Annotated in this window: 10 protein-coding genes and 1 tRNA gene; 8 read left to right on the forward strand and 3 right to left on the reverse strand. The window is 46.7% G+C overall.

The window, feature by feature from the left end:
* The first annotated feature begins 99 nt into the window (after window positions 1-99).
* The 8 genes from F8N35_RS00925 (at window position 100) to F8N35_RS00960 (ending at window position 15,706) form a co-directional block, all read left to right on the forward strand.
* Entirely contained in the window at window positions 100-1,557 is a 1,458-nt protein-coding gene (locus tag F8N35_RS00925) for a sodium:solute symporter (protein ID WP_293049480.1), read from the forward strand.
* Window positions 1,558-1,583: 26 nt separating this feature from the next.
* Complete coding sequence (locus F8N35_RS00930) at window positions 1,584-4,100, forward strand: glycoside hydrolase family 9 protein (protein ID WP_293049481.1); 2,517 nt, start codon at window positions 1,584-1,586, stop codon at window positions 4,098-4,100.
* A 57-nt stretch (window positions 4,101-4,157) separates the two neighbouring features.
* Entirely contained in the window at window positions 4,158-5,114 is a 957-nt protein-coding gene (locus tag F8N35_RS00935; RefSeq protein ID WP_293049482.1) for a C40 family peptidase, read from the forward strand.
* Window positions 5,115-5,428: 314 nt separating this feature from the next.
* Window positions 5,429-6,568: a dipeptide epimerase gene (locus F8N35_RS00940; RefSeq protein WP_293049483.1), complete on the forward strand. Its 1,140-nt coding sequence runs from the start codon at window positions 5,429-5,431 to the stop codon at window positions 6,566-6,568.
* Window positions 6,569-6,811: 243 nt separating this feature from the next.
* Window positions 6,812-9,865: a xanthan lyase gene (locus F8N35_RS00945; RefSeq protein ID WP_293049484.1), complete on the forward strand. Its 3,054-nt coding sequence runs from the start codon at window positions 6,812-6,814 to the stop codon at window positions 9,863-9,865.
* 298 nt (window positions 9,866-10,163) lie between these two features.
* Window positions 10,164-11,330 (forward strand): DUF1343 domain-containing protein, encoded by a 1,167-nt coding sequence (locus F8N35_RS00950; protein WP_293049485.1) that lies wholly within the window; start codon window positions 10,164-10,166, stop codon window positions 11,328-11,330.
* A gap of 36 nt (window positions 11,331-11,366) precedes the next feature.
* Entirely contained in the window at window positions 11,367-13,871 is a 2,505-nt protein-coding gene (locus F8N35_RS00955; protein WP_293049486.1) for a family 20 glycosylhydrolase, read from the forward strand.
* Window positions 13,872-13,882: 11 nt separating this feature from the next.
* Window positions 13,883-15,706 carry a PQQ-binding-like beta-propeller repeat protein gene (locus F8N35_RS00960; protein WP_293049487.1) on the forward strand — a complete coding sequence of 608 codons (1,824 nt, stop codon included), beginning with the start codon at window positions 13,883-13,885 and terminating at the stop codon, window positions 15,704-15,706.
* 32 nt (window positions 15,707-15,738) lie between these two features.
* On the opposite strand, the gene F8N35_RS00965 is transcribed toward F8N35_RS00960, so the two are convergent.
* The 3 genes from F8N35_RS00965 to recJ form a co-directional block, all read right to left on the reverse strand.
* Window positions 15,739-15,819 (reverse strand) — tRNA-Leu (locus F8N35_RS00965).
* Between the two features lie 386 nt (window positions 15,820-16,205).
* The gene (locus tag F8N35_RS00970) at window positions 16,206-18,803 is read right to left on the reverse strand and encodes a M6 family metalloprotease domain-containing protein (protein ID WP_293049488.1); all 2,598 of its coding nucleotides are present in this window, start codon (window positions 18,801-18,803) and stop codon (window positions 16,206-16,208) included.
* A gap of 112 nt (window positions 18,804-18,915) precedes the next feature.
* The gene (gene recJ / locus F8N35_RS00975; protein ID WP_293049489.1) at window positions 18,916-20,649 is read right to left on the reverse strand and encodes a single-stranded-DNA-specific exonuclease RecJ; all 1,734 of its coding nucleotides are present in this window, start codon (window positions 20,647-20,649) and stop codon (window positions 18,916-18,918) included.
* Between the last annotated feature and the right edge of the window lie 137 nt (window positions 20,650-20,786).

A 20,786-nucleotide genomic window follows, 5' to 3' on the forward strand; every position in this document is an offset into this window, starting at 1 on the left:
TCAAGAAAATAATAAAATCTCAATACCTTTGTCTCTATTCAGTGAAGCCACACATTTCAATAGTCAATCGTAAATGACTAAATTGTAAATATTTTATTTATGTCCTTAACTCTCATTCTTAGCGTCTTTGTTGTTTACACCGTATTGTTGTTTGCCATTTCGTGGTACACATCACGTAGGGCAGACAACAGTTCTTATTTTCAGGGGAATAAAAAATCGCCCTGGTTTGTGGTGGCTTACGGTATGGTGGGTACCTCCATTTCGGGGGTGACCATGATTTCCGTGCCGGGTAATGTGACGAACCAGGCATTTTACTACATGCCTATGGTGTTGGGTTTTGTGGTGGGATACGCCATTATTGCACTGGTTTTGCTGCCTTTGTATTACCGAATGAACCTGACCTCCATCTACACCTATCTCGAATCGCGTTTCGGCTTTTATACCTACAAGGCCGGGGCTTCGTTCTTCGTGTTGTCGCGTGTGTTGGGTGCAGCCGTTCGTATCTATCTGGTTGTTTTTGTATTGCACGGATTTCTTCCGCAGGGAACAATGCCGTTCTGGGTGGTGGCATTTGTATTTATGCTGCTTATTTTCCTCTACACGTTGAAGGGAGGGGTGAAAACCATCATCTGGACCGATATGCTACAAACCACGTTTATGATTTTGGCCGTTATTGTGGCGGTCATCGTGATTGCAAAACAGATGGGCTGGAATTTCGGAGAAATGGTTTCGGCAGTGACTGCCAGCGATTACTCTTCGTGGTTCGATATGAAATGGGATAATACCACTCATTTCTTCAAACAGTTTATCAGTGGAATTTTCGTTACCACTGTAATGACGGGGCTCGATCAGGAGATGATGCAGAAGAATTTGAGTTGCAAGACTTTGAAGGATTCGCAGAAAAATATTTTTACTACCAGCATTACCATTGTTATTGTCAACCTGTTGTTCCTGACGCTGGGTGCTGTATTGGCGTTGTATGTACAGAAGCACGGTGGAATGGCCGCGATGGGTATTCCGGCCGTCGATAAAATTTTCCCGACCATTGCCGAAAACTATCTCGGAATGGCGTGTGGGGTGATTTTCCTCATCGGTTTGGTATCGGCTTCCTATCCGAGTGCCGGGGGCGCTCTGACATCGCTCACTACTTCGTTCTGTGTCGATTTTATCGGCTTCAATCGGCGCACAGATCTGAGTGATGAAAAGAAACTGAAAATTCGCTACACTACTCATGCAGCTTACACCTTTATCTTCTTCTTGTTGATTTTGTTGTTCTACGTGATCAACAACAAGGCGGTGATCGACCTGGTATATCAGTTGGCGGCATATACTTACGGGCCGTTGTTGGGCTTCTTCTTTTTCGGTATTTTGACAAAATATCAGGTGCGCGACCGTTGGATGCCTTTTGTAGCGATTGCATCACCCCTGTTCTGTCTGTTGCTCGATTGGGTAGCAAAAAGTATATTCCATTTTGGCTTCGGATTTACATTGTTGATATTTAATGGATTGTTTACCTTTGTGGCTATGTGGCTGCTACGGAAACCAAGAGCAATTTGAGAATTTTAAGATGTGAAAATTTGACGATGAAAAACCAGTTTAACATACAATCCCGATTCGCTCCTTCTTTGGGAGACTGGTGGGGAAGATCATTGCTTTTGACCTTCTTTCTGTCTGTGTTTGTTGTCGCTTCCGCTCAACAATGGATACGGGTCAACCAGTTGGGTTACCTTTCCGGCGACCGGAAAATTGCCGTGTGGTTGAATAAACAAAAGGCCTCGGTTAGTGAATTCAAGGTGGTCAACGAACTGACCGGCGAGGTGGTTTTTCGGAGTCGGACGATTGAGAATAAAACGCCCAACAGCGCTTTTGGTGCGGCTTGCCGACTCGATTTCTCCTCATTTGCCAAAGCCGGTTCGTATCGTGTCGAAGCAGGCAGTGCGGTTTCACCGGTTTTTCGTATCGGCGACGATGTCTACCGCGCAGCTGCCGATGTGCCGTTGAATTACATGCGCCAGCAACGTTGCGGATACAATCCTTTTCTGAAGGACTCCTGCCACCGTTACGACGGGCGGATCATCTTTCTGCCGGGGCGTGAAAACGAAAAAATCACCGCCTGGGGAGGCTGGCACGATGCCTCCGACTATCTGAAATATGTAACGACTTCGGCCAACGCAACCTTCCAGATGTTGTTCGCTTACCAGCAAAATCCGGCTGCTTTTGGTGATCAGTACGATGCTAACGGACTTCCGGGCAGCAATGGCATTCCCGACGTGTTGGATGAAGCCAAATGGGGCTTGGACTGGTTGGTGCGGCTGAATCCCGATAAGGATACCTTTTTCAATCAGATTGCCGACGACCGCGATCACGCTTCGTTTCGCTTGCCAACGACCGATCCGGTAGATTACGGTTGGGGATCGGGCAAGGAGCGCCCAGTGTACGCCTGTATGGGCGAACCGCAGGGATTGAAAAAATATAAAAACCGTTCCACCGGTTTGGCTTCGACGGTAGGAAAGTATGCCTCTTCGTTTGCCTTGGCTTCGGAAGTGCTGGCTAAATTCTATCCCGATTTCGCTGAAAAGTTGAAACAAAAGGCGGCTGATGCCTACCAAAAAGGGGTGGAGCATCCGGGAGCCTGTCAGACGGCTTCGTGCGTGTCGCCCTATTTTTACGAGGAAGACAACTGGGTGGACGATATGGAATTGGCCGCGACCCAACTTTACCGGATGACCGGGAAAGAGGATTACCTCAAAAGTGCCGTGAATTATGGTCGCATGGAACCGGTGACACCTTGGTTGGGCGCCGATTCAGCTCGTCACTACCAGTGGTATCCGTTCATTAACTTAGGACACTATTTTCTGGGCGGACAAAATAATAAACGCATTAGTGCCGAGTTTATACGCAATATGCGAAGCGGACTCGAACGCTTGCGCGACCGTGCCGGTGACGATCCGTTCATCAACGGAGTTCCGTTTATCTGGTGTTCCAACAACTTAGTGGTGGCAGCTGCTACGCAAGCCCGGCTTTACCGGATGCTCACCGGCGATACTACCTTTCTTGATATGGAAACTGCATTGCGCGACTGGCTCTTTGGCTGCAATCCTTGGGGCAAATGTATGATTGTGGGGTTGCCGGGTTACGGTGACTATCCGCATCATCCCCATTCTGCATTGGCGCAGGTTTATCACTATACGATTACCGGCGGTTTGGTAGACGGGCCGATCTACACCCCGATTTTTGCCAGCCTGAAAGGGGTGCATCTGACGGGCGACGACCGGTATGCCGATTTTCAGTCCGACCGGGTGGTGTATCACGACGATTATGCCGACTATTCGAGCAACGAACCGACCATGGACGGTACTGCTTCCCTTTGTTACTATCTCTCGTCGCTGGCAGGAAAACCCACCGATAGCCGGCTGAAAGTAGATGAAGGTGGCATTATACGGGGAAGCGTCGAAACAAAAGAGATAACGCTGGTTTTTACCGGTCATGAATTTGCCGATGGAGCCGAAACCATTGCCAAGGTATTGAAGAAACACGCTGCCAGCGGAGCCTTTTTCCTGACGGGCGATTTCTACCGGAAGTATCCGAAAATCGTTCGCATGTTGCAGCAAAACGGGAATTATCTTGGGCCGCATTCCGATAAGCATTTGTTGTATGCCGACTGGAGCAAACGCGACTCCACACTGGTAAACCGTGAGCAGTTTGCCAATGATTTGAAAAATAATTACGCAGCCATGCGTCAGGCCGGATTGAAAGTGCCGGAGCAGCTCTTATTTCTTCCGGCATATGAGTATTACAACAAAGAGGTTGCCGGATGGACGACACAGTTGGGTGTTACGTTGGTGAATTATACCCCCGGAAGCACGTCAAATGCCGATTATACGACACCCGACATGAAGAGTTACCGCTCGTCGGATGAGATATTGAACAATATTTTGAAATATGAATCGTCTAAAGGATTGAATGGGTTTCTGTTGCTGACACATATTGGCACCGATCCCCGGCGGACGGATAAATTTTATAACAAACTGGACGAATTGATGACCACCCTCGAACAACGGGGTTACCGTTTCGTGCCGATTACGGAATTGTTGAAATGATGATCATGTAGAGACACATGGCCATGTGTCTCTACCCCAAAAACATATAAAAACGCGATGATGAAAAAAAATCTGATTTCTGGTTTAGTGTGTGGATTGATGTTGTGCCTTGCGGTGGCACAACCTGTGAAAGGTGCGGAACCCGCTTATGGAATTGCCATTCAGTCGTTGATCGATTTGCGTTTGGCTCCTTCTTATGCAGGTGAGATGGGAACCCAGGCGTTGATGGGAACCCCGTTGCATGTGCTGGAAAAAGGGCATGGATGGGTGAAGGTAACGACACCCGAAGGGTATGCTTCGTGGACAACCACATCGGAGATAAAATTGGTGGACGAAAAGGAGATGAAGGCCTGGAACAAGGCTCCGAAAGTGATCGTGACGGAATATTTTACGCTGCTGTGCAAAGAGGCATCGTCCACTTCGGGCGTGGTGTCCGACGTGGTGTGGGGCGACTTAGTGAAAAATATGGGTGAACAAAATGGGTATTACAAAGTACAATTGCCCGACGGTCGTATGGCTTTTCTGAAAAAAGAGTCGGGTGAACCTTTCGATCAGTGGCTGGCAAGCCGTCGTCCGACCGCCGAAAATATCATTGCCACGGCAAAAATGTTCCTCGGGTTTCCGTATGTATGGGGTGGGGCATCCACCAAAGGCGTCGACTGCAGCGGATTTACCAAAACCAGCTTCTTTCTCAATGGCGTTGTTTTGCTGCGGGATGCCTCACAACAGGCAACCACCGGTGATCCGGTCGATATTTCCAAAGGGTACGACAACCTGAAACCGGGTGATCTGCTCTTTTTTGGAGGTAAAAAAGTAACCCATGTGGGCATGTATATCGGTAATGGAGAGTTTATTCACTCGGCCGGAATGGTGCATATCAGTAGCCTGCGTCCCGAAGCATCCAATTACGATGCCTGGAATGCCAAACGTTTGTTGTGTGCCCGTCGAATCATTACTCAAATCGATAAAGATCCGAATATTGTTTCTCTGAAAAATCATCCGTACTACAAATAAATTCATGATTTGAAAATTTGAGAATTTGAGAATTTGAAAATGAATATGCAAGAGCAAGATCTAAATACTCGAATATGATTGTTTTTTATCATCTCTGGAGAAACCAGACCCGAAGGGATAAAAAAGATACCAAACTGACGGAAAGCTGTTTGAGTGAGTAGGCCAGTTGCAGAAGTTTGGTGATGAGAAAATGTTTCATGGCCGAGCGAACGAGTTCTTTCCGTCTATGTTTTTGCTTACTTTTTGCGCCAAAAAGTAAGGCTTGCCGCAGGCAAAAGCCAAATTAAGAATTGAATAATTTATAATTAATGAATATGACTACACGACGCAACTTTCTGAAAACATCCGCGTTGGTAACGGCCGGTTCGCTGATTACTCCGGCTTCGATATTTTCACAATCAAACAAGTCCTCCCGTTTGGGTGGCAGCAAAACCATGCAACTGACGTTCAAACCCTACGAAGCCAAGCTGGTGCACCCGTTCACCGTGTCGGGCTATACCCGCACCACCACGCCTATCGTGCTGACTGAGATTACTTACGATGGCGTGACCGGTTACGGCGAGGCCGCCATGCCTCCCTATCTCGGAGAGACCATCGCGTCGGTGACGGCTTTTCTCGAAAAGGTTAATCTCAAACAATTCAGCAATCCGTTTGAGCTGGACGATATCCTTGCGTATGTCGATTCCATAACCATTAATAATACCGCCGCAAAAGCTTCGGTGGATATTGCACTGCACGATTTGGTGGGCAAGCTGATCGGTCGTCCCTGGCATCAGATTTGGGGCTACACGGCATCCAAAGCGCCGGTTTCCACCTTTACCATCGGTATCGATACCGAAGAGATGGTGAAACAGAAAACCCGCGAAACGGAACAGTTCAAAGTGCTTAAGGTGAAACTGGGTGTCGATGAAGTTTCTGATAAGATGATTATCAATGCTGTTCGCTCGGTGACCGATAAACCCCTCCGTGTGGATGCCAATCAGGGTTGGAAAGACAAACACTACGCCCTGAAAATGATCGAGTGGCTGGCTGCCAAAAATGTGGAATTCGTGGAACAACCGTTGCCCAAACATAACCTCGATGATATGGCCTGGCTTACCGAGCACAGTCCGTTGCCTACTATTGCCGACGAATCGTGTCAGCGACTGGAAGATATTCCCCGTTTGAAAGGTGTTTTCGACGGCATCAATATCAAGTTGATGAAATGTACGGGTATGCGCGAGGCCAATAAGATGATCAGCATGGCTGAATCGTATGGTATGAAGCTGATGATCGGTTGCATGACCGAGACTTCGTGTGCCATCTCGGCGGCGGCACAGCTGGCTCCGAAGATGAATTTTGCCGATCTGGACGGAAATCTGTTGATTGCTAACGATTGTTTTACCGGCATGAAACTGGTAGACGGAAAAATTACACTGAATAACGAACCCGGAATCGGGATCAAAAAGATTTGAGGATGTGACCTTATCTGCCCTTCGGCTTTCGAATCGCCTTCAGTAGTCCGAATAAGGCCTATGTTTGTTTTTTACCCCAACCCCTGAAGGGGCTATAAATCTGCTGTTTTTATTGGCGTAAAAGTCCCCTTAAGGGGATGTAGGGGTAGAAACCTGAGATGGTATTCGGTTTATGAGTTTGTAAATAACAACATTGACTTTTGAGGCATCTTCTTAAGGGAGAGGTCAAAACTATAAAAAAGCATGAAATTAATACTCTGGAAAGCAGCTTCTGTCTGCTTGTTGATGCTGGCAACGTCTGTTTTGTCGGCGCAGGAAATCACGGATGCCGGCCTGAAAAAGGCAATATCTGACTCGTTGACGGCATACTGCAAGAAACAAATTGCAGCAACAACTTCGGTAAAGGCGATTGTACTCGATAAACACGCTAAAAATGTGGTGGTTTCTATGGACGAGAGGTTGGCATATATCACCATTAACGAGCAAAATGCCGCTGCAATGCAGGCGTGCGTGCATCGTTTGTTGCCCGATTCGTTGCAGAAATATGAACTGACAATTTTTTCCGACGGTCAGAAACTGAGCGAACTGATTCCGAATGTTTATCGTACTTCGGATAAGGATAAAAACCGTATTTTCAATAACAAAGAAAACAAGGTGCCGCTGGTGGAAAATATTTCCGAACCCTACAAAATAAAGAGCGGCTTGCAAAACAAACACATTGCGCTGTGGCAGAGTCACGGTTGGTACTACGAGCAAAAACTGGCACGCTGGGAGTGGCAACGGGCCCGTATGTTCCAGTCTGTAGAAGACCTGTTCCCGCAGAGTTTTGTGTTGCCTTATCTGGTTCCCATGCTCGAAAATGCAGGTGCCAACGTGCTTTTGCCCCGCGAGCGCGATTACCACAGCGTGGAGGTGATTGTGGATAACGATGCTTCGCGTTACGGTTCTCAATACAGGGAACAAAATGGTGCCGAAAGCTGGAGTGTTGGTGAAGGAACCGGTTTTGCCGAAAAACGGAAAGAATATACCGACGGTCAGAATCCGTTTACCGAAGGAACCTTCCGTCAGATAAATACGATTAAAAAAGGCAAAGAGAGCCTTGTCGAATGGCTGCCCGATATGCCCGAACGGGGAAATTATGCACTCTATGTTTCGTACAAATCGTTGACAAACAGTGCCACTGATGCGCGCTACACCGTCTATCATCTTGGTGGAAAAACCGAATTCAAAGTCAATCAGACGATGGGTGGCGGAACCTGGATTTATCTTGGAACCTTCGCGTTCGATAAAGGCAGTAACGAAGCTTGTCGCATCACACTATCAAACGTTTCTGGCAAAAAAGGTTGTGTAGTGACCGCCGATGCGGTAAAAATTGGTGGAGGAACGGGTAATATAGCCCGCATGCCCAATCCGGAAGGCTTTATGGCCGGCACTTCCAAGCATCTTGACGGAGGTGCGAAAGAGTCGATTGTGCCGCAGTTGCCAATCAAATTTACACCCGAAACCAGCGGGGGACCACGTTATATTGAGGGTGCCCGTTACTGGTTGCAGTGGGCCGGAATGCCCGATTCGATCTACAGTCGTACCCATTTCAACAACGATTATTCCGACGATTTTCAGAGTCGCGGTTACTGGGTAAATTATCTGGCCGGCGGTTCGAAGGTGTTGCCGGGGAAAGATGGACTTCATATTCCTGTCGATCTGGCACTGGCGTTTCATACCGATGCCGGTTATACGCCGAACGACTCTATTATCGGAACGTTGGGGATTTTCATGACACATCACAACAATGAACAATTTGAAAACGGGCAATCGCGTTGGGCTTCGCGCGACCTGACATCGTTGGTGATGGATCAGATTGTGAGTGATATTCGTGCCGGTTTTGAACCGAAATGGACACGCCGGGCAATGTGGAATAAGTCGTATAGCGAGGCGCGTGTGCCGAATGTACCTACCATGCTGCTCGAACTGCTCTCGCACGAGAATTTTGCCGATATGCGCTACGGACTCGATCCCCGTTTCCGTTTTACGGTAAGTCGTGCCATTTACAAAGGAATGCTCCGGTTTTTGGCAGGACAATACGGTTTCAAATACGTGGTGCAACCGCTTCCGGTGGAGGCTTTCAGCAGTCGTTTTGTCGGAGAAAAGAGTGTCGAATTAAAATGGAAAGCCGTCAACGATTCTCTTGAGCCGACAGCCGTACCAACTCAGTATGTGGTTTATACCCGTGTGGGCAACGGCGATTTCGACAATGGCAAAATAGTGAAAGGAACATCGTGTAAACTCGATGTTGAGAAAGATAAAATTTACAGTTTCAAAGTCGCAGCCGTGAACGACGGTGGCGTTAGCTTCCCTTCCGAAGTTCTTTCCGTTTGCCGTAAAAGCAACGAAAAAGGGGTAGCAATGATTATTAACGGGTTTACCCGCATCAGCGCTCCGGCCAGCTGGGCGACACAGGATTCGATTACCGGATTCACTGATTTTATTGATCACGGAGTACCCGACAAAGTACAGTTCAACTACGTCGGCAGCCAGTATGAATTCCGCCGCAGTGTGGGATGGATGGACGATGATTCTCCCGGTTTTGGCGGAAGCAATGCTGATCGCGAGCATCAGGTCATTGCAGGAAACAGTTTTGACTATCCGGTTGTGCATGGAGCCGCTTTTGCGGAAAACGGGTATTCTTTTGTATCTGCAAGTAAACAGTCGATTGCCGATTGCCATGTGGATATTGAAGGATATGCTGTTGCGGATGTGATTTTGGGCAAAGAAAAAGAGTGGGTGACAGCCCACGGAGCAAAGCCAGCGATGTTCAAAACCTTCCCTGTGGGATTGCAATCGGTTCTGACCGATTATTGTTTGCAGGGCGGTAATTTGTTGGTGACAGGAGCTTATGTCGGAACCGATCTGTGGGACAATCCGCGCGCTTCGAAGGCCGATCGTGCCTGGGCAATGAATATTCTGAAATTCAAGTGGCGAAACGATGCCGGAGCCGTTACCGGGCGCTTCAAAGCAGTTGCATCACCTTTCCCGTCGTTTGCCGGAAATTACAATTATTACAATGAACTGAACGGTGAATCGTACGTGGTGGAACGTCCCGATGGTATTGAACCTGCCGACAAAAACGGCTACACTATTTTCCGTTATTCGGAGAATAACCTGAGTGCCGGAGTGGCCTACAAAGGCGATTATGCAAGTTGTGTGCTCGGTATTCCTTTCGAAGCCGTGAAGCCTGAAATGCGAAGCGGATTGATGAAAAGCATCCTGACCTTTTTTGAACAGAAGATCAGCAAATGATCCGGAAGTTTGTGGATTTGCAAATGCTGCTACGTCAGATTAGGAACGGCCTTGTCCGGTGAGCCAAAAAACAAGAGAGACAAGCGTGAAATTGTCCATTGATTGAAGCTCCTGACGAAAGGAAGGAGCAAGTTTGGACAATTTAGCTTGACGAACGTCAGTTTTTTGAGCGAAGCGGGCATAGCCTTGAATTTTTTGCTTACTTTTTGTTTTAAGACAAAAAGTAAGTCGGGGTCATAGGGGTGGAAACCCCTTACCAACTGAAAGTAAGTAAAATCATTTGATAATATTCTTTTGTATGAAACGATTTGTTCTGTTAGCAATAGCTGCGTTTGCTTTGCAAATGTGTGTGGTCGCACAAGTCAAAGTGGGTGCCGAAAGTGTGGATGAATATCTTCCGTTGTTGCAGGGAAAACGGGTGGGTGTACTCTCCAATCAGACCGGCGTGATCGGAAAAGAACATATAGTGGATTTTCTGCACAGAAAAGGAGTGAATCTCGTGTGCATCTTTTCGCCCGAACACGGATTTCGGGGAACGGCCGATGCCGGGGAGCATGTCTCCAGTTCTGTTGACGAAAAGACCGGAATTCCTATAAAATCGCTCTACGACGGCAATACCGGCAAGCCCAGCGACGCGGTTATGAAGTCGATCGATGTGCTGGTGTACGACTTGCAGGATGTGGGGTTGCGTTTTTACACCTATCTGACGACGATGGTGCGCATGATGGATGCCTGTGCCGCCAATCACGTAAAGATGGTTATCCTCGACCGTCCCAACCCTAATGGACATTATGTCGACGGACCGATACTCGATTTGAAATATCGCTCGGGTGTGGGATGGATTCCTGTGCCCGTGGTTCACGGCATGACACTTGGAGAAATGGCCGGCATGGTGAACGGTGAAAAATGGTTGACGAACGGAGCACAATGCGATGTGAAAGTGATTAAATGCAAAAACTATACACACGCAACGCTCTATCAGTTGCCCATTGCGCCATCACCCAACCTGAAAGATATGCGTTCGATTTATCTCTACCCTTCGTTATGCTATTTCGAAGCCACGCCGGTAAGTCTGGGGCGCGGTACCGATGCGCCGTTCGAGCAATACGGACATCCAAATATGTTGGGTTATAGCTACAGTTTTACGCCCCGTAGCATTGCCGGTGCCAAATTTCCTCCGCAACTCGACCGCCTGTGTCGTGGCGTCGATTTGAGAAGCGTGCCTTCAAACGAAGTGTTGTTTCAAAAGGGTGTCGATCTGAGTTACCTGATTGATGCCTATAAAAATCTCAATATGGACGATTTCTTCTTCAATAGCTTCTTCGAGAAACTGATCGGAGTGAGCTATGTCCGCAAAATGATTGAAGAGGGAAAAAGTGCCGATGAGATCAAAGCCCGTTGGAAGGATGACGTGGAAAAATTCAAACAACAACGCAAGCCCTATTTGCTCTACCCCGAAAAATAACAGGATTCCTTTTAAGCTAAAACTAAACCGATAACGATGAAAAAGCTTTTGTCAACCCTTGTTTTGTCTTTACTTTGTGGTATTATGTCCGCTCAATCGTATAATCTGATACCCCGTCCCGTGGAGGTCATTCCGGCACAGGGCACTTTCCCGCTTACTTCGGCAACCCCTATTGTAGCCGGAAAAGAAGGTAAACAAGTCGCAGTTTATCTCCAGCAAAAACTTAACCGGTCGACCGGAATGCCTTTTAAACTGGTTGTAGCCCCGGCAGCTGGGTCGATTGAATTGGTTGTCAATCCGTCCTTGGATATCCCTGCCGAAGGGTACCTGCTGTCGGTGACCGATAAAGGGGTGAAAATTCAGGGTAAAGATGCCGATGGATTATTTTATGGTGTGCAAACGTTGTTGCAACTGTTCCCTCCGCAGGTTTATGCTTCGCAACTTCAGAGCGGTGTTCAGTGGGCTATCCCGGCAGTGTCGGTCAAAGATTACCCCCGCTTTCATTACCGGGGAATGATGCTCGACGTGGTGCGTCAGTTTTTTGACGAGCAAACCGTGAAGAATTACATCGACTGGCTGGCGATGCATAAAATCAATAAATTCCACTGGCACCTGACCGACGATCAGGGATGGCGCATTGAAATCAAGAAATATCCGAAACTTACCTCCGTGGCAGCCTGGCGTGGACCGAACGAAGCAATTGCTCCCACTCTCGGTTCGGGCGATAAACGTTACGGTGGTTTCTACACACAAAAGCAGATAAAAGAGATCGTTCGCTATGCTGCCGAACGGCATATTGAGGTGATTCCCGAAATTGATCTGCCGGGGCATAGCCACGCTGCCGCTTCGGCCTATCCCGAAATTCTGTGTCCGACCAGCAGAGATGAGGCTAAACGTGCTGCCGATGACATGGGTGATGCCTGGTGTGTGGGTAATGAAGCTAATTTTACGATGTTGTCCAATATTTTGAAAGAAGTGGCCGCACTGTTTCCTTCAAAAATCATGCATATTGGCGGCGATGAGGTGAATATGGCTATCTGGCCCCGTTGTCCCATCTGTTCGGCTTTTATGAAGAAAGAGAATATGAAAACCCCCGAAGAGCTGCAGAACTATTTCGTTCATCGCTTAAATAAGATTATCGATGGTCTGGGAAAACGGATGGCCGGATGGGATGAAATACTGGATGGCGGTGATTTGGAAGGTTCTACTCAGGTGTATGCCTGGCGTTCGTTGAAGCGTGCGGAAGTTGCTACCGAAAAGGGTGTTCCTACTGTGGTAATGGTGGGGCAAAACTACTATTTCGATATGGCGCAGTCGAAGTATGAGCGTGGCCACAACTGGGCCGGACTGGTACCTCTCGATAAAGTATACGCACTCGATCCGGCTGATAATGCTGTTTTTGCACCGGAACAAGCAAAAAAGGTAGTGGGTGTGCAGGCTGCCATTTGGGCTGAACTGCTTAACGAGCCGGCTCGTTTCCTCGAATACCAATCTTATCCTCGCATTTGCGCAATGGCCGAGACGGGTTGGACTCAGCAATCGCTGCGCAGCTGGAACGATTTTTATCAACGATTGACCGCTTCTCATTTTGAACGGATGTACAACATGGGCATTGCCTTCCGGGTGCCGTTTCCTGTTGTTACTTACAAAAACGGAGTGGTGAGCGCTACGGCTCCATATCCGGGAGCGGAAGTGCGCTATACCGCTGATGGAAGTGAACCAAATGTTTCATCGGCTCTTTATTCTGGTCCGGTGAAAGAATTCAACTATGAGAAACTGAAATTCAAAACGATATACAAAACTCTTTCGAGCGTCGCGGTATCGCCCGAATGTGAAAATGTGGGCAGCTGGGTATCTGACTCTGCCGCCAAACCCAAACCGCAGGTGTGGGATCTGGCTGGCATTGTCGATCGTCCCGGTATCTGGTATGCTACTTTTGTACCCGATCAGCAAACGAAAGGAGCTGCATCGGTATCGCAGGTGAGGATTTACGAAAATGGTATTGCCGTTGCCGCTGATGATAAACCCACAACTACCGAGCGTACCCAGCGCTATCGTTTGCCGCTTTATGCTTTTGCTAAAACAAAAAAATATTCGTTGAAAGCAACGGTGCAGGGTAAAGAAAATGTTTCAGGCGTGTTGAAAATCGAACGTTCACGTTATATGGAGCCTGCTGTCGGGATTTCTGTAAATGCCAACATGAACCCGGAATATGCACGTTATCTGACAGATTACGACTTTGAAACTGTTGCGCGCACTACAGACCGGGGAACTGCCGGACAATCGGTGACCTATGTGTTTGCTCAACCGCAGACCTGCTCAAAGATAACTTTCAACACCGGAACTCTCACCGCTTTTTATCTGTTGAAAAACGGGCATGTGGAATATTCAGTCGATGGAGATACCTGGATTCGTGGAGATAAGTTTGAGAAAGGAACTGCAGTACTTCGTCCGTCACAACCTCTCAAGGCCGTGAAAATCGTGATTGATGGTCCGAACGATGAAGCTGTTATCACGTTTCAGGATTTGCGTATTGAATAAACGGGATGACGATGAGGCGATTGATGATCTTTTGTGGGTTGATGGTGAGCCTTTTTCTTCAGGCTCAGACGAAGTTTGCATTGCTTACCGATTTGCATGTATCCCCCGGCAATGCGAATGAACGTGCGCTGAATCGTATTGTCGACGAAATAAACGCTTCCGATATTCCCTTTGTGATTATCACAGGGGATATTACCAACCAGGGGGGCAATGCCGAACTAGTCAATGATAAACGCTTGTTTGACCGTTTCCGTAAGCCTTACTACCTCATTCCGGGTAACCATGAAACTACCTGGTCGCAGAGCGCAGTCCGTGAATATTATCGTCTTTTCGGTTCCGACCGTTTCTTCTTTAAGCGCGGTAACCTGCTTTTTGTGGGGTATAACACCGGACCCTATATGAAGATGGGAGACGGTCATGTGAAGCACGAGGATCTGTTGTGGCTTGACTCCATTCTGACCAAAGAGTCGGTAAAAGGTATCCGGCTGCTTGCGTTTGCACATTATCCCTTGATAGAAAACGATATGGGCAATGCGCGGGAAGTCGTCTCCGTCCTGAAGAAACACAATGCGATCGCCTCTTTTTGCGGACACGGTCATGCCTATAAAGAGATGGCTTTTGGAAATTTGAAAGGAATTATGGCTCGTTCTACGTTTTTTGCAGATACGTTATCTGCCGGCTATACGGTCGTGGAACTTACTGCGGATTCTGTTTTTGTGAACGAAAAGAAGTTGGGTGAAGAGATGAATCGTCGCTTTGCCTTCTCGATGGATGCAAGTAGTATGATGTCAGACTCGCAAGAAGTTTTTGCTAAAGAGCAATTTACACAACCTGATAATGTCTCTCTGGTTTATCAGGATAAAGCTTCGGTGTTTACCGGCGTTGCTGTCGATAAAAATGCGCTCTATTTCGGAAATTCGTTAGGCGAAATAAAGGCGCTCTACAAAAAGAGCAGGAAGGTCCTGTGGAGCGTTTCTACAGGCTATTCGCTCTATTCTTCGCCGGTTTGTGCAAATGGACTGGTAATCGTTCCTGCTGCCGATGGAGAGCTGAGAGCGTTGTCCGCTAAGAATGGAAAGGAAGTTTGGACGGTAAAAGCCGGTGACCCGTTTGTTGCCGATGGCTGCGTTGTCGCCGGAAAACTCTATCAGGGTGGTTATAAATCGTTCTATTGCATCGATGTTGCAACAGGAAAAGTCGATTGGAAGTTTACGGATATCGATAACTATTGTCAGGCACGGCCTGTTATTGCCGACGGCAAGGTGCTTTTCGGTGCGTGGGACACCAATCTCTATTGTCTCGATCAGCAAACCGGCGCTTTGATTTGGAAATGGAATAACGGTAAGGCTCAGGATCTTTACTCGCCGGCCAATTGTGTGCCTGTTGTGCACGAAGGTAAAGTGATTATTGTGGCTCCCGATCGTTATATAACGGCGCTCGACCTTTCTACTGGTCAACAGCTTTGGAGAAGTAACCAGTATCAGGTGCGTGAGTCGCAGGGTATCTCTACTGACGGCAAGACGGTGTATGCCAAACTGATGGACGGCAAGTTGCTGGCGGTCTCCTCCGAAAGTTCGGAATACAAACCTCTTTGGACGGTAGACGCCGGTCTGGGTTATGAACATGCCCCTTGCCCGATTCTGGAACAAAACGGAGTGGTTTATCTCGGTTCCCGCAACGGAGTGGTGGTGGCTGTCGATGCAGTGTCACACAAGGTTTTATGGTCGTTCAAAGGAGGTAATTCCGAAGTGAATCAATTTAGTTGCGATGTGCAGGGCAATGTCTATTTTTCGTTGATTGAAGGTAAAATATACAAGATAGGGGCAAAAAAATAAGGCTTTGAAAAAAGCCTTATTGAAAGTGTGTGTGCGGATGAAGGGACTCGAACCCCCACGCCTCTCGGCACCAGATCCTAAGTCTGGCGCGGCTACCATTACGCCACATCCGCATTTTGAGAGTACAAAGGTATTGACTTTTTGTCATATCTGAAAATTTCGGATAATAAAAGTCACCTTTGAACAGAATAAAGCCACTTCGGAAGTTGTGAGAAAACTCCTAATAAATAGGGTTTGAGTGTCAGAATTCGTTGTAATCTGCCGTGTCTCTCGACAACCCGAAGATGCAGCCCGCCATTGAATTCCTAAACTTATCTCAGTACGATTTTTCTGTTGAGTTTTCCAGCTTATCCGAAGCGGCTTTACGTATACAAAGATAATCTAAAATGGCTATTTGTGCAACTGTTTCGGCCTAAAATTCGATTATTAACATTATGCAAAAGCGGCAGGTTGGAGGAAGATTTATAAGTTATACTGATTCAGGAAGTTTGTTGTGGGGTCAGAATATTACTTTGAAACTACGACCATTGATTACGACAATGTAAAGGGCGTGTGGCTGTAATATGCCTAAATTGTGGATGCCTTTTGTAATGTCTTTGTCGATAATTTTTTGGCCTGTTATTGTATAAACCTGTACGCTGTTACTGTTGATGTCATGAGCCTCGACAATCAGGTTGCCATTGCTGGCATATGCGTTTGCCAAAATGCTGTTTCTGTTCTGGATGGGGATAACAGCAATTACATTTGAATTTGGAGACACGAAAACCGGACTTTGAGCCCTGACAACGTAGTAGTAGGTTTTGTTTCTCACTACAGGATGAACGGATGTGTATGTGCTTATCCCCATGTCTGAATTGTGATAGCCATTCAAATAAACATTCCCGTAATAAGATACAGTGACGTCATCTATGTATAGTTTGCCTGCTGATCCGGTGGCTGTGAAACGTATTTTGGCAGTGCCATTGGGTAAAGCCGGCGAGCCGGATGTGCTGAACGTGTATGTTCCCGGTGTGTTTGTGAGTGTCAAAGCCGGAGTCAGTGTTTGCCAATAGCTTCCATTGTATGCTTCTATTTTTAGCGAAGAGCCAGAAGTGCCATCGCTCATTCCCCAAAACGAAAATGAACGAACAGCTCCGCTAAAGAGAGGCGTAATTAAAGTGTCTTTGTCTGCCGTTAAAGTGATTGAGCAGGGCGCGCTGTTGTAGGTTGACATGTTTGCTGTATAATGCCCACTCCAACCATTCGCATTTTTCTCTGTCTGAAATGCAGTGAAATTTTCGGTAGTACTAACATAATCTTGATAGTACACATCCAGATAATATTCAATGTTATTTCCGTCGATTGTTCCCCAGTTGGCAACAAAACTAGTGTCGTTTATCTGCGTGGCTTTCGTTGCTACAGGAGCTTCAAGAGTTCCATAGGGTCCGCCGCAGAAATTAAAGGTGATGTTGGTGCTTTCTGCAATGTCAGTGATTGGTTTTTTCATCTTTACAGAACTATACCATGAACCCATGGCCGGATAAGAGGCATCGGAAAATTCTGTTTTTTTTGTCGTTCCGGGGTAAGGGTCTCCGGCAATGCCATTAGCCGAGTATGTTTCATTTCCGTCAGCTTCTATCAGGTCTGCGTATTGGTGAGCAGGATCATTATTCACTTTTCCGCTTTTCCAGGCAGTCATATCAGTCATGTCGATGTGAGTGATAAGCATGCCATGTCCGTTGAGGTAGCTGTCCCACGAAGAAATCTGCCTGTTTTCAAGTAAGTAAAATTCATTTGCAGTAGGAAGGTCAATGCGAAACACCTGATTTGAAGTGCCGATAGGTGATAATGTATTGGTTTCACCGGTACTGGGTGATTGGATATCACACCATCCTAACAGGAATCTGTCAATGGCACTTAGAAAAGGGGGGGTGCGGCCATAGTTGTTGTAATTGCCGGTTGACATCAAATCCCAGTTGGCGAGCCCTCCGGCTTCCGTTCCTGTTCCGTTATAATCGGTATCGTAAAGGTCGACCAATCCCAGAGTATGCCCGAATTCATGGCAAAACGTTCCGATTGGAGCCATTGTTTTGCTTGTTGCGGTGCCTCTTAATTCGGAAGTGCATGCATATGCGTTAATTTTAACTCCATTGTATGATGGAGAGGTTATTCCGGCTTCAGCTAATGTCCACTTGTGTGGCCAGACAGAACTTGCAGGTCCGCCTTCGGCTTCGTTGTGCCCGGCATAAACGATGAATACATTGTCTACATAACCGTCGCCGTCGTTATCAAATTGCGAAAAGTCGATGGATGAACTGATTATTTGACAGGCATCGGTTATCATGTTGGACGGGCGAATGTCATCGCCGTTGCTATCATTTGCGCCGTAATAGGCCATCGTATGGGGGAGGGTGATGGGGCCGACCACTGTAAAATCGAACGTCATTAGCCCCATTGAATTGTCTTTGTAAAAATCGCGAACACTTCCCGATGATCCGTTAGTGTTGTATCCTGTTTGATTGAAAAGGTTGTAAAATGATGTCTGCGGAGTAGCCGTGGTGAATACAGTATCGGAAAAATTCACCAGAATGACCAGCTCTTTGATTACAGAAGTGCTTTTGACTTTGTTCGCCGAACGTGTATTCACTATGTTACCGGCTTTGACCAGATTTATAAGCCTTTTTCCAAGCGGTACAGTGTCTGACGATATGGGCGCAGCAATGATTTTTTTGAAAAAGAGCTGTCTTTTGGTTTTTAATAGAGCTTTCTGATTAATGTTTTTAATAAAATGAACTTCTTCGGGCCTTCTTTGCTCCGGGTTTTTGGCCCGGAATGTTGATGTTTGCAGGCCGGTTCCATTATTCGCGACATAATGATATGCCCCATCTGCTTTTTGCGTAATCATCAGATTGTCACTGGTGGTCATATAGTGCAAATGTTCATCACCGTGCAGCCGAACCGACAATAACGTTCCATCCGGCTGTTGAACCGTGACAATTCCGGGAATTGCACGGACAGCCGAAAGTTGCAAAGCAATTAAAATGCAAATTGAGAATATGTATATTCTTAAATTGTTGATTTGCATCAGGATTGCAGGTGTTGTTAAACAGCCCGGCATCTCTGTGAAGATTGTCGGGCGTTGGTTTTTGGTTCGGTTCTTTGTTCCGGGATTCAGGTTCCGTTGTATTATTCCCGGTGGTGATATTTCAGCCTGTTTAAACAGGGAAATTTCAGAGCTCTGGTTCTGTTTTGATGTCTTTAATCATCAGTTGAACGGTAGTGTTGCCGTTAAAAGTGTTTTCTTCAAGGGTGTAACAGATGTCGAGCGGGTTCAGTGCTTTCAGATAGTCGTTGAATTCCCACATCCTGAATGCAATGCCATTCATTACATTTTCAGAACTTGAGTCTACGAGTTCCATTTTTAAATGCTCTTGCTCTTTTCCTACAAGCCGGCTTGTGCCATAGTCAAAAACACGTTTAGTACAGAATACAGGTTTCATGTTTTCAGGACCAAACGGGCTGAATTGCTTTAAAACGCGGAAGAATTTCGGAGTAATATCTTTAAATTCTATGGTGGCGTCGATGTCAATCAGAGGGTGTTGCTGTTCCGGGAGAATGTTCTCGGCTACATAGGCTTCAAATCGTTGTGTAAACGGCTCTACATTTTCTTCTCTGAGTGACAAGCCCGCAGCATAGGTGTGGCCTCCGAAGTTTTCCAGTAAATCACGACAGGTTTCAATGGCTTTGTAAATGTCGAATCCCGGAACCGAGCGAGCCGACCCTGTGGCCAAACCGTTCGATTTCGTAAGGACAATTGACGGGCGGTAATACAATTCGGTAAGCCGCGAAGCTACAATACCAATTACTCCTTTGTGCCATTCACTGTTGTAGACTACAATCGATTTTTTAAGACTGAGTTCTTCCAGTTTGTCCAGAATGGCAGCGGCTTCGTCTGTGATTGTCTTGTCGAGGTCTTTGCGTGTCTGGTTATATTGATTGATGCAATCGCTTTTTTCGCGGGCAAAAATCTCGTCGCGGGCAACTAACAGGTCAACGGCTTCACGTGCTTTCTGTATACGTCCCGATGCATTGATGCGAGGACCTATTTTGAAGACTATATCGCTGATAGAAATATCTTTATCGTTTAATCCGCAAATGTCGATGATGCTTTTGAGTCCCAGTGAAGGAGACGAATTGAGCTTTTTTAGTCCATAGTAAGCTAAAACACGGTTTTCGCCCGTGATGGGGACAATGTCGGAGGCAATGCTTACGACGACCAAGTCGAGAAGCTGGTAGAGCAGTGCAAGATCAATGTCGTTGTTGATGGCGAATGCCTGCATCAGCTTAAATCCTACTCCGCAACCAGAAAGATGCTCATACGGATATTCGGAATCGATCCGTTTTGCATCCAGTACGGCCACAGCATCGGGAAGCTTTGCGTCCGGCATGTGGTGGTCGCAAATGATAAAATCCACGCCAAGCTCTTTGGCGTATTCTATCTTTTCTACGGCTTTGATCCCACAGTCAAGCGCTATCACCAAGCTGAATCCATGCGCGGCGGCATAATCTATGCCGGTATATGAAATTCCATATCCTTCTGTGTACCTGTCTGGTAGATAGTAATCGATACTGGAAGTGAACTGGAGTAAAAACTTGTAAACCAAAGAGACAGCCGTGGTTCCGTCAACATCGTAATCGCCATATACCAGTATCTTTTCTTTTCTTCCTAATGCTAAATTTAACCTCTCAATAGCCTTGGCCATGTCGGGCATAAGAAAAGGATCGTGCAGATGAGCCAAATCGGGTCTGAAGAATTTTTTTGCTTCATCAAAACTGGTTATCCCTCTTTGTGCCAATAACTGAGTTAATATTGGGCTGATCCCAAGTTCTTCTGCCAAACTGTCGCTTATTTTCTGTTGTTCATCCCTTAGCTTTAGAAAATTCCAATGAGTGTTAATTGACATATGTTGTGTGAATTTATTCTCTGTATATCAAACTATTTACGAAGCTCTTATGATAGTGCTTGCCTGATGAGAAAGAATTCCCGTCTGATAGTTTTTAATCTGTAAAAATAGAGAAAAACTGTGACTTTATCATTAAA

Source organism: Paludibacter sp. (assembly GCF_009712605.1).
Lineage (GTDB): Bacteria > Bacteroidota > Bacteroidia > Bacteroidales > Paludibacteraceae > Microbacter.

Coding starts and splice junctions, on each gene's coding strand:
- F8N35_RS00925 (WP_293049480.1), top strand. CDS start 100: ATGTCCTTAACTCTCATTCTTAGCGTCTTTGTTGTTTACACCGTATTG.
- F8N35_RS00930 (WP_293049481.1), top strand. CDS start 1,584: ATGAAAAACCAGTTTAACATACAATCCCGATTCGCTCCTTCTTTGGGA.
- F8N35_RS00935 (WP_293049482.1), top strand. CDS start 4,158: ATGATGAAAAAAAATCTGATTTCTGGTTTAGTGTGTGGATTGATGTTG.
- F8N35_RS00940 (WP_293049483.1), top strand. CDS start 5,429: ATGACTACACGACGCAACTTTCTGAAAACATCCGCGTTGGTAACGGCC.
- F8N35_RS00945 (WP_293049484.1), top strand. CDS start 6,812: ATGAAATTAATACTCTGGAAAGCAGCTTCTGTCTGCTTGTTGATGCTG.
- F8N35_RS00950 (WP_293049485.1), top strand. CDS start 10,164: ATGAAACGATTTGTTCTGTTAGCAATAGCTGCGTTTGCTTTGCAAATG.
- F8N35_RS00955 (WP_293049486.1), top strand. CDS start 11,367: ATGAAAAAGCTTTTGTCAACCCTTGTTTTGTCTTTACTTTGTGGTATT.
- F8N35_RS00960 (WP_293049487.1), top strand. CDS start 13,883: ATGAGGCGATTGATGATCTTTTGTGGGTTGATGGTGAGCCTTTTTCTT.
- F8N35_RS00970 (WP_293049488.1), bottom strand. CDS start 18,803: ATGCCGGGCTGTTTAACAACACCTGCAATCCTGATGCAAATCAACAAT.
- recJ (WP_293049489.1), bottom strand. CDS start 20,649: ATGTCAATTAACACTCATTGGAATTTTCTAAAGCTAAGGGATGAACAA.